The organism is Dialister sp. UBA1703 (assembly GCA_002320515.1).
Lineage (GTDB): Bacteria > Bacillota > Negativicutes > Veillonellales > Dialisteraceae > Dialister.
On record DCJJ01000164.1, the window covers coordinates 128786 to 138984 of the forward strand.

Sequence of the window (10199 nt, forward strand, 5' to 3'; positions counted from 1 at the left end):
GGATGATAATGCCTTTTGTTCTATCGAGACTCTGAGCCCGCAATCTCCCGCCGCTATGTGGTTTATACTATCGTGGAATGAGATTTCTCCACTCCACTTCGCTGCGGTCGAAATGACATGGGCCTTGGGAAAAAGGCAGAGCTCTGATGGAAGCTCTGTCCATTCTCCCTATCCTTTTTAATCAGTTATTTTTCTTTGGGAACCATGTCTTCCGCTCTCAGGGTGCCTGCCTTGCGCCGCTGTGCAAATTCTGCGGTAGCGGTGAAGAGGACGTCGCTGGAGCTGTTCAGCGCCGTTTCGCAGGCATCTTCCAGTACGGAAATAATGAATCCTACAGCCACTACCTGCATGGAAATATCATTTCCAATGCCGAAGGAGGCGCAGGCCACCGGAATCAGGAGGAGGGAGCCCCCTGCCACGCCGGAGGTGCCACAGGCGCCGACGGAGGAAACGATGCAAAGCAGGAAGGCCGTGGGCAGGTCGATGGCAAGGCCCAGGGTGTGAGCCGCTGCCAGAGCCAGCACGGAAATGGTGATGGAAGCGCCGGCCATATTGATGGTGGCTCCCAGAGGAATGGAAATGGTATAAATATCGGGATTCAGTCCCAGTCTTTTGCAGAGGGACAGGTTCACCGGAATATTGGCGGCGGAACTTCTGGTAAAGAAGGCGTAAACGCCGCTGCCCTTCACCGCAGCCCATACCAGGGGGTAGGGATTCTTGCGGGTTTTCAGGTAAACGATGAACGGGTTCATGACGAAGGCTACCAGACCATAGGAAACGATGAGCACTCCCAGAAGCTGGGCATAGCCCAGAAGGGCTTCCAGCCCCGCGCTTCCGACGGAATCGGCCACCAGGCCCATAATGCCCAGGGGCGCAAAATGGATGACCCAGCCCACCATTTTCGTAATGGCAGCAGCAATATCATTGAGGCAGGTTCTTGTCACATCACCGGCCACAGACCGAAGGGCAATCCCAAGAATCACCGCCCAGGCCAGGATGCCGATGTAATTGGCGTTCATAAGGGCGGAAACCGGATTATCCACAATGCTCAGGATGAGCGTATGAAGCACTTCCACAATGCCGCTTGGCGGAGCCAGTTTCGCATCCGGTGCCACCGTGAGATTCAAAGTGGTGGGGAAAAGGAAGGACATGCCCACCCCTACAAGAGACGCGCAGAAAGTGGCAATCATGTACAGCTCGATAATCGGCTGAATGCTGTTTTCCTTGCTTTCCTTCTTCTGGGCCATGGCATTCATGACAAGGAAGAACACCAGAACCGGTGCCACCCCTTTCAATGCCTTGACGAATAAGTCACCAAAAATCTTCACCACCGGAATCACCGGCTGGAAAAACAGGGCAATCACGATACCGATGATAAGCCCCAGGGCGATCTGCTTAATCAGCGCCACGCCGGTTACCCATTTTTTAATTGTTGTAAGCAAAATAAACCTCCTGCACACCCCAAAATATAAATTCCGTCCTCCTACAGACAGAAAGGGCAGCTTCCCGCTGCCGCACAAAAAGAGGGAAAGACTCCTCCTGGACAGGAATTCTTTCCGTGAACAATTACAGTATACAACGCTCCTGTATCTCTTGCAATCAGTTTATCTTTAAATGCTTTTTTAGCATGGGTATGCATGAGGTGAAATTGAACGCCAAGGGTTCAAAGGGTTCAAAGGGGGCACCCTTCGGGCGCAAGGTTCTTAAGATTGACCGACCTAAAGGCCGGAGGGTTCTTAAGTTTGACGGGCCTACGGCCCGAGGGTTGTGGTATCGCCCTGCGGGCAATGATTATAAAGTCAGCGTTACGGGACTTGCTTTTGTGTCACCAGCGGTGCATGGCGAAGTGCCCGTGTCCCCTTCCTCTGGAAGGGGGGCGCCGTAGGCGACGGAGTATAGCGGCTTTTCGTAAGGGACGCAGTGATTCAGTCGTTATCAGATTTCATTCTTGCATTTTGGCTCAATACTGCGTCATAAGCCTCCTTAAATAGCCATAGCTATTTAAGGAGGCTTATGACGCAGTATTGGGCCAAAATGCATATGAAATCTGATTCTGCGGCTGAATCAGTGCGTCCCGCAAAAAGCCAAGGCCCTGCAGGGGCCTGTTATGAGCCATTGGTAATGCCGCCTGTCGGCGGCGCCTTTGCCGGGCAAAGGCCTATCCTCACCGCTCCGCGGAGCTCCTTCCAAAGGAAGGAGCCTGACGTTACGTGCTCACCTTTCCGCCCCATATTTACTGTCTGACCTTCTAAAAATTCTCACTAAAAAAACTCCCCGGAGGGAGTTTTTTTAGTTCCTTATTCTTCGTCTTCCGGAAGTTCTGCGTTGGTGTACACTTCCTGTACATCGTCCAAGTCTTCCAGTTCAGCGGTCAGGTGGGACATGGTCTGGGCTGCGTCGCCTTCCAGTTTGACGTAGTTGTCAGGCACCATGGCCACTTCGGATGCTTCTACCGGGATGCCTTCTTTTTCAAGGACATCGGATACGGTAAGGAATTCTTCCGGGGTGGTGGTGATTTCGTAGCTGTCTTCGGTGGAGGAGACGTCTTCTGCACCGGCGTCAAGGGCTACCATCATGACTGTGTCTTCGTCGGCAGCTTCTTTGCTGACGATGATGGAGCCTTTTTTCTTGAACATCCAGGATACGCATCCCGGAGTGCCTACGGAGCCGCCGTGATGGGTGAAGGCATGACGGATGTCAGCGGCCGCCCTGTTTCTGTTATCGGTGTTGCATTCAACGATGACTGCTGCACCGCCGGGGCCGTAGCCTTCGTAGGTGACTTCATCGAAGCCTGCACCGCTGGCAGCACCTACGCCTTTGGCGATAGCTCTCTGAATGTTTTCCTTAGGCACATTGTTCTGCTTTGCCTTGGTGAGGGCCAGCTTCAGACGCATGTTGCCTACAGGATCACCGCCGCCCATGCGGGCTGCAATGGTGATTTCCTTGGAAATTTTGGTGGTAATTCTGGCGCGGATGGCATCGGTTTTGCCTTTTTTGCGCTTGATGTTTTCCCACTTGGAATGTCCGGACATAGTAAGTTATTCCTCCTTTTTATTCCACCAGGGTTCGCCCAGAAGGCGGTCGAGGATGATGGCCACGGCGCTTCTCACGCAGAGGTGGTTGTAAGTGCCGGCGCCATAAATCGGTTCCACAATGTAATCAAATTTCTTCATCATTTCTTTGGTCATGCCGAAGCCTGTGCCGAAGAGGATGAAGATGGGGGTATCCTCGCTGTGGATTTTCCTCCGCATGGCTGCGTAGGAGATAGTATTGGGATACACCCTGGCGTCGGTGGTGACAATAGCCGGTTTTTTGCCGGTTTCTTTTTCAATCCATGAAATCGCATCTTCCAGTGTGGGAACCAGTTCGGTTTCTTCAAAGGCTTCTTTGCGATTGGCATTGTAGTGTACGCCGCCGCCTGTTTTCCAGTGATTCATGATGCGAAGGGCCATTTCACGCTGTGCTTCCACAGGATGCACGATGAAATATTTTTTCACGTCATAGGTTTTTGCCGTTCTGGCAATGTCATGGAGGTCGTAATTGGTCAGTGCCGTGGTGACGACTTCCATGTGTTTGTTGTAAATAGGATAGTGGATGAGACCTATGTATACAGGTGCCATAGTCACTCCTCCTTTTCTTCCCTGATTTCCGCCATGAGTTTTTTGTCTTCTTTGGAGAGCTCCTGCCCTTCCAGAAGGTCGGGGCGGTATGCCATGGTGCGGCGGAGGGCTTCTTTTCTTCTCCACCGGGCAATATTGGCATGGTGGCCGGACAGAAGGACGTCCGGTACTTTCCATCCGTTGTATTCCGCCGGTTTGGTGTACTGAGGATATTCCAGGATGGGTTCGTAGAAGGAGTCGCTGGCTGCGCTCCCTGCATCTCCCAGGACGCCGGGCACCATGCGGGCTACGGCATCGCTGATGACCATGGATCCCAGCTCGCCGCCGGTAAGCACGTAGTCTCCGATGGAGATGAGTTCGTCTGCCAGGTGTTCCTCCACCCGGTGGTCCACGCCTTCGTAGTGGCCGCAGATGAGCACCAGATGGTCATAGTCTCTCTGAAGTTCTTTCGCCTTGTCCTGGTTGAAGGTCTTTCCTGCCGGTGACAGGAAGATGACCCGGTCCCTCGGGCCTTTTTCGGGGAGAACGTGATGGCAGGCATCAAAAAGCGGCTGGCACATCATCAGCATGCCTGCCCCGCCGCCGTAAATGGTGTCATCCACCTGTCTGTGGCGGCTTTTGGTAAAGTCTCTGGGATTGGTCACAGCCATTTCTATAAGTCCCGCTTCCAGGGCCCGTTTGATCATACTCTGGTGAAAGAATGCTTCCACGAATTCCGGAAACAGGGATAATATATCAATTTTCAAGATGACAGCCTCGCAGCGGCTTTCCGCCGCCTGCCTCTTTCCGGTAAAGGATGGGCAGCCGGCACACAGGGTAAAACTATTCCCACTCCGGCAGGCGCACCGTCATACGTCCTGCCTCGACATCAATGGAGAGAACGCATGACGGTATGGCCGGAATCAGGATTTCCTTCCCTTCCGGTGTGCTGATGGAGTACACATTGTTGGCTCCGGTTTCTATGATTTCCTTCACAGTCCCCACAGCCTTTCCGTCTTCCGTCACTACTTGAAGCCCTATGAGCTGGAAGTAGTAGTAGGACCCTTCTTCCCTTTGGGGAAGTTCCGAGAAGGGGGCTTCCACCAGTTTGGAAATCAGGGTTTCTGCCATGTTCCTGTCATCCACCCCTTCCACATGAAGGATGTATACATTCTTATGGGGGCGGGCGGAGAGGAGACGGCAGGGTTTCCCTCCGATATAGATGGTTTTGAGCTTTTTAAATATCTCCGGCCTGTCCGTATCGGGAAGAATACGCAAATCACCCCGCACACCATGCGGGGCTACGATTCGGCCGACGATTATCATTTCATCGGGTTTCATATCAGTTGCGGAAAGCGATGATCTTTCCATCTTCCACCAGGATCTCGCCGCCGGTTAAGGCGTTCATGTCATCCCCCACATGGACGGTGACGATCCGGTTCATGGGCTGACGGTTCAGTTCAGCACCGATAGCCAGCTTTTCCAGATGTTCCTTGTCAGCATTCAGCTTATCCTTCACCTGCTGCATACGGGCTTTCTGGGCTTCGTACTGGGCACGGAGAGGAGCGACGGCCTGAATGTTGATTTTGGCCTGTTCAGCCAGCTTGCCATTCGCTTCAAATTCCAGCTGTGCCATATCATGTTCGACACGGCTGATATTCTGCCCGATTTCATTGAGCAGAGTGGTCTTTAATGTCTCGGTGAGCTTGGATTTCACAGCTACCGGGACAAGAATCTGCATTTCTTCCATTGAGGCACCTCTCAAATAATATCCACAGCCACCTTGCGGTTTTCACGCAGGGCGCCTGCTTTGACAACGGTGCGGATTGCATTGGCAATGCGGCCTTTTCTGCCGATGACCTTGCCCATGTCTTCCGGGGCAACATGGACCTGATAAATCTCCAGGCTGCCCTTTTGGACTACGGTAACGGAGACGGCATCAGGGTTCTTTACCAGAGCCTTGACAAGTGTTTCCACTAATTCTTTCATACGCGGCCCCCATTATTTCTTTGCTTCTGCAAACTTAGCAAGGATGCCATTCTTTCTGAGGATAGAACGAACGGTGTCGGTCGGCTGTGCGCCTTTTCCAAGCCAGGAAAGAACCTTTTCTTCATCGATCTTTACCGGAGCGTCCAGTTTAGCCGGGTCGTACCAGCCGATGGTATCAGCAGGAGCGCCGTTTCTTGCTTCTCTGGAATCGATAACTACGATACGGTAGAAAGGATTCTTCTTAGCACCCATACGGGTCAAACGAATTTTTAACATGAAATTCACCTCCTTGAATTGGTCTCGATTATTTATGGAACATCCCGGGGAAACCGGAAAGATTTCCCAACTTGGATGGATTTATCTTCTTGCCCTTCATCTTCTTCATGGTCTTCTGCATTTCCGCAAACTGCTTCATCATGCGGTTCACATCCTGGATCTTCACGCCGGCGCCGTTGGCAATGCGCTTACGGCGGCTGCCGTTCAGGATCTTCACATTCGCCCTTTCTGCAGGGGTCATGGAAAGGATGATGGCTTCAATATGCTTGACTTCCTTGCCGTCCAGGTCGATATCCTTCAGCTGATCCTTGAACTTGCCCATGCCCGGGAGCATGCCCAGGATGGACTGGAAGGAACCAAGCTTTCTCACCTGCTTCAGCTGACGCAGGAAATCGTCCAGCGTGAATTCACCCTTCCGAATCTTTCCTGCCGCATCCTTCAGGGATTCGGCATCCATATTTCTCTGGGCCGTCTCGATCAAAGTTTCCAGATCGCCCAGATCCAGGATACGTCCCGCCATGCGGTCCGGATGGAAATCTTCCAGCCCGCCGTCCAGTTTTTCGGAAACGCCAATCATTTTGATGGGCTTACCGGTGACTGTCTTGATGGAAAGAGCAGCACCGCCTCTGGCATCGCCGTCCATCTTTGTCAGGATGGTCCCGTCAATGCCAAGGTTTTCATCAAAGGCCTTGGCCGTAGTCACCGCATCCTGGCCGGTCATGGAGTCCAGCACCAGCAGGATTTCCTGGGGATGCACCTCAGCCTTGATATTCCGAAGCTCCGCCATGAGCTTCTCATCAATGGTGAGGCGCCCGGCGGTATCGAGAATGACAATGTCCCGGTTATAGGACCTGGCCGTATCCACTGCGTAGGACGCAATGTGTACAGGATCCACATTCGGCGGCATGCGGTACACCGGCACGTCCGTCTGCTGGCCTAAAACCTCCAGCTGCTTGATAGCTGCCGGACGGTACACGTCGCAGGCTGCCAGAAGCGGCCGGTGGCCCTTCTTCTTGAACATAAGCGCCAGCTTGCCGGCGGTGGTGGTCTTGCCGGCCCCCTGCAGCCCTACCAGCATGATCACCGTCATGCCCGTAGAAGACAGGGTAATCTTGCTCTGGGTGCCCCCCAGAAGCTCCGTCAGCTCATCCCGGACGATCTTAATCACCGTCTGGTCCGGCTTCAGGCTGCCGAAGACCTCCTCTCCCATGGCCTTTTCACGCACATGGGCGATAAAATCCTTAGCCACCTTGAAATTGACATCCGCTTCCAGAAGCGCCCGTCTGACCTCGCGGAGAGCACCGTCGATATCGCTTTCCGACAGCTTGCCCTTCCCTCTGAGATCCTTGAACGCAGACTGCAGCTTGTCTCCTAAACTTTCAAAAGGCATAAGGTCACCTCAATCCCATAAACAATCCATCAGCGCCCGGGCCTCCCGGCGCCGCTGATCCGGTATCAGCTTCATCAGCTCCCTCATGGCCCGCTCCTTTTCCGGCTTTTTGGAAACCAGCTGGAGCGCAGACTCATAAGTCATAAGCTGCTCTTCCCCGTGGCGCATGGCATCATGCACCGCCTGGCGGGAAATATGAAAATGCTCGGCGATTTCCGCCAGCGTCAGATTTTCATTATAGTATAAGTCCAGGCAGTCCCTCTGACGATCCGTCAGAAGCGCTCCGTATCGATCCAGGAGCTCCGCCTTCCGTACGATATTTTCGATAGACATAGTATCACCACAACGTGACTCATTATACAGGAAGAAAAGAGCCTTGTCAAGGGGATTTGCTTTACACAGGGTGGGGCGCCCTGCGCCCCACAGGTTCAGAGGGTTCAGAGTGGAAGGTTGACAGCCCCTGCGGGGCTGAGAGTTCTTAAGGTTCGTAGGTTTGACGGGCCTGCGGCCCGAAGATTGTGGTATCGCCCTGCGGGCGATGATTATAAAGTCAGCGTTACGGGACTTGCTTTTGTACCTTCAGTGCTGCATAACGAAAAGCCAAGGCCCCGCGGGGGCCTATTATAAGCGATTTGTAATACCGCCTATCGGCGGAAAAAGCGACTGCCTAGAGTATCATTGCGACTTGCCACCTCGTACACCCCTTCGCCACTCCGTGGCTCTCTTCCCCTCAAGGGGACGCAAGACGTTACGGGATTTGCTTTTGTGCCTTCCGTGCTGCGTGACGAAAAGCCAAGGCCCCCTTCCTTTGAAGGGCAGAAATCAGCAACATTTCTGAGCCGGGCTAATATGTGAGCATAGCCTGCACATCATGCGCACACCGTAATGCCTGGCCACAGGCGGCGGAGGATAGCAGGCCTTTCTTAAGGGGCCTGATGTGGCTCTATGCTTTCCTGTCATTTCGAGCGATGGTCAGCGCCGGTATGAATCTTCCTTTACATGGAGCCAGTGAAAGGGAGTCGAGAAATCTCCCATCCGAATGGTCCCTGCCAACAATGACTGATTTTAGTATAATTCCGGTTTTCCATACCCTATTAACACTCCTTACTGTGGAAGGGGCCTGATGTACTGCCTTTTCCCTTCCCGCCCGCTCTTCATCCTGAGCGAAGCGAAGAATGAAGGGTGGGCGGGAAGCCGGAAGCCGGAAGCTGGAAAGCCAACAGCCGACAGCCTCCCAGCATCTGATTATCTTACATCTGATTGTCTCAATACCTTTTCTCTCTGCCTCCCATCCACTATAATAAGTATATAAAATAAGAAAAGAGGTTATACCATGAAGAAACCTGTACTTGCACTTACCCTCTGTGCCCTGATTTCCACGGGCTCCGTATTTGCCGCCCAGCCGCCAAGAGATAATTTCTACTGGCTGGGGCAGATCAATAAAGCCTCCGATGTCATCAATACCGACGAAGGCCTTCTTACGCCGGAAGAGGGCCATGCCTTTGCCAAAGGCATCGACAAGGTCCTCCGGGATGGAAACCTCCCCGGTGCGGCAAGGCCCCATAATGTGATTACCTTTGAGCCCTACCTCATCAAGGCTGCAGGCCCCGATGTCACGAAAATCCATGCCGGCCGCTCTTCCCAGGACATGCTCACTACCGTAGGCATTATGGAACAGCGGGAACACCTTCTCACCATGGCGAAAAAGCTGAACCGGGTGCAGGAAGACTTCATCCGTCTGGCAGAAGAAAATAAGGATACTCTTATCCCCAACTACACCAATGGCGTAGCTGCCCAGCCCAACAGCCTGGCCCACTATTTCATCGCCTATGCCAACGCTTATGGCCGTGACATGCAGCGGGTGCGGGAATATTACAAACGCCTCAACCGCTCTCCCATGGGAAGCACCGTGCTGAACGGTACCGGCTGGCCACTGGACAGAGACCGCATGGCAGAATACCTTGGATTTGACACCATCGCCTACAACACCTACGACGCAGGACAGATTTTCCCCCAGGAAGCGCCCATCGAAACCGGCGGCATCACCAACTGCATCGCCATCCACACCACCAGCTTCATTGAAGAAATCATGCAGCAGTACGCCCAGCCCCGCCCCTGGATCATATTGAAAGAAGGCGGCGGCAATACCTACGTCTCCTCTGCCATGCCCCAGAAAAGAAATCCGGGCCTTCTGAACAGCTGCCGCACCGACGCCTCCACCCTTCTCGGCATGTCTGTGGAAGCCATGTTCCGCTCCCATAATATTCCCGCCGGCATGGCCGACGGCCGCCTGAGCGGCGCCAGGGACATCATGCCCCAAGCTTCCAAAGTCCTCACCTCCATGGATAAAATTCTGAATAACCTGGTCATCGACCCTGCCCGTTCCCTGGAAGAGCTGAACCTGGACTGGACCTGTTCCCAGGAAATTGCCGATGAGCTCATGAAAAACCACGGTATTCCCTTCCGCATGGGCCATCACTTCGCCAGTGAAATCGTTACCTACGCCCGGGCCCATGACATCACGCCCCGGGATTTCACCTATGAAGACGCCAAGGCCATTTACGCCAAAGTCTCCGTAAGTGACCCCAATCTCCCACGCAGCTTCCCCATGACAGAAGAAGAATGGCAGCACGCCAAAGCCCCTGCTTCCATTGTAAGAAACAGAAAAGTCAAAGGCGGCCCCCAGCCGGCGGAGCTGGACAAAATGATCCAGATGGCCAAAGAGGAACTGGCCGACAACAAAGCATGGACAGAAGAGACTGAAAAGAAACTGGCCTCTGCAGAGCAGAAACTGAACCAGGACTTCAATAAACTCCTGTGAGACTGCATGAAATGAAACAAGAAACGCCCACCTGCGTGATGCAGATGGGCGTTTTCCTTTTGCAGGCAATGTTTTTCTAATGAGAAATGGCTGGGGATGTGCTGATTAAATCACTGTCTGCTTT

General features: G+C 53.3%; 11 protein-coding genes. 1 reads left to right on the forward strand and 10 read right to left on the reverse strand.

Annotation, left to right across the window (positions count from 1 at the left end):
• Nucleotides 1-185: 185 nt before the first annotated feature.
• From sstT to ylxM, 10 genes are all read right to left on the reverse strand, one after another.
• On the reverse strand, nt 186-1442 hold the full coding sequence (sstT, locus tag B2Y11_RS08155; protein WP_291057961.1) for a serine/threonine transporter SstT: 1257 nt from the start codon (nt 1440-1442) through the stop codon (nt 186-188).
• A gap of 855 nt (nt 1443-2297) precedes the next feature.
• Nucleotides 2298-3032, reverse strand: a complete 735-nt coding sequence (locus B2Y11_RS08160) for a YebC/PmpR family DNA-binding transcriptional regulator (RefSeq protein ID WP_291057962.1) — start codon at nt 3030-3032, stop codon at nt 2298-2300.
• Between the two features lie 6 nt (nt 3033-3038).
• Complete coding sequence (locus B2Y11_RS08165) at nt 3039-3620, reverse strand: RNA methyltransferase (protein WP_291057963.1); 582 nt, start codon at nt 3618-3620, stop codon at nt 3039-3041.
• 2 nt (nt 3621-3622) lie between these two features.
• The gene (gene trmD / locus B2Y11_RS08170) at nt 3623-4366 is read right to left on the reverse strand and encodes a tRNA (guanosine(37)-N1)-methyltransferase TrmD (RefSeq protein ID WP_291057964.1); all 744 of its coding nucleotides are present in this window, start codon (nt 4364-4366) and stop codon (nt 3623-3625) included.
• Nucleotides 4367-4442: 76 nt separating this feature from the next.
• Nucleotides 4443-4970 carry a ribosome maturation factor RimM gene (gene rimM / locus B2Y11_RS08175; RefSeq protein ID WP_291057965.1) on the reverse strand — a complete coding sequence of 176 codons (528 nt, stop codon included), beginning with the start codon at nt 4968-4970 and terminating at the stop codon, nt 4443-4445.
• A complete protein-coding gene (locus B2Y11_RS08180; RefSeq protein ID WP_008859918.1) occupies nt 4942-5349 on the reverse strand; it encodes a YlqD family protein in 408 nt (135 codons plus the stop codon). Before B2Y11_RS08180 ends, rimM begins: the two co-directional genes overlap by 29 nt.
• An 11-nt stretch (nt 5350-5360) precedes the next feature.
• Complete coding sequence (locus tag B2Y11_RS08185; protein WP_291057966.1) at nt 5361-5588, reverse strand: KH domain-containing protein; 228 nt, start codon at nt 5586-5588, stop codon at nt 5361-5363.
• Between the two features lie 12 nt (nt 5589-5600).
• Nucleotides 5601-5864, reverse strand: coding sequence for a 30S ribosomal protein S16 (gene rpsP, locus B2Y11_RS08190; protein WP_008859916.1), 264 nt, complete (start codon nt 5862-5864; stop codon nt 5601-5603).
• A gap of 28 nt (nt 5865-5892) precedes the next feature.
• A complete protein-coding gene (ffh, locus tag B2Y11_RS08195) occupies nt 5893-7254 on the reverse strand; it encodes a signal recognition particle protein (protein WP_291057967.1) in 1362 nt (453 codons plus the stop codon).
• Nucleotides 7255-7263: 9 nt separating this feature from the next.
• Nucleotides 7264-7587, reverse strand: a complete 324-nt coding sequence (ylxM, locus tag B2Y11_RS08200) for a YlxM family DNA-binding protein (protein WP_291057968.1) — start codon at nt 7585-7587, stop codon at nt 7264-7266.
• Nucleotides 7588-8587: 1000 nt separating this feature from the next.
• Here ylxM and B2Y11_RS08205 point away from each other — a divergent pair.
• Nucleotides 8588-10075 (forward strand): lyase family protein, encoded by a 1488-nt coding sequence (locus tag B2Y11_RS08205; RefSeq protein ID WP_291057969.1) that lies wholly within the window; start codon nt 8588-8590, stop codon nt 10073-10075.
• Nucleotides 10076-10199 lie beyond the last annotated feature (124 nt).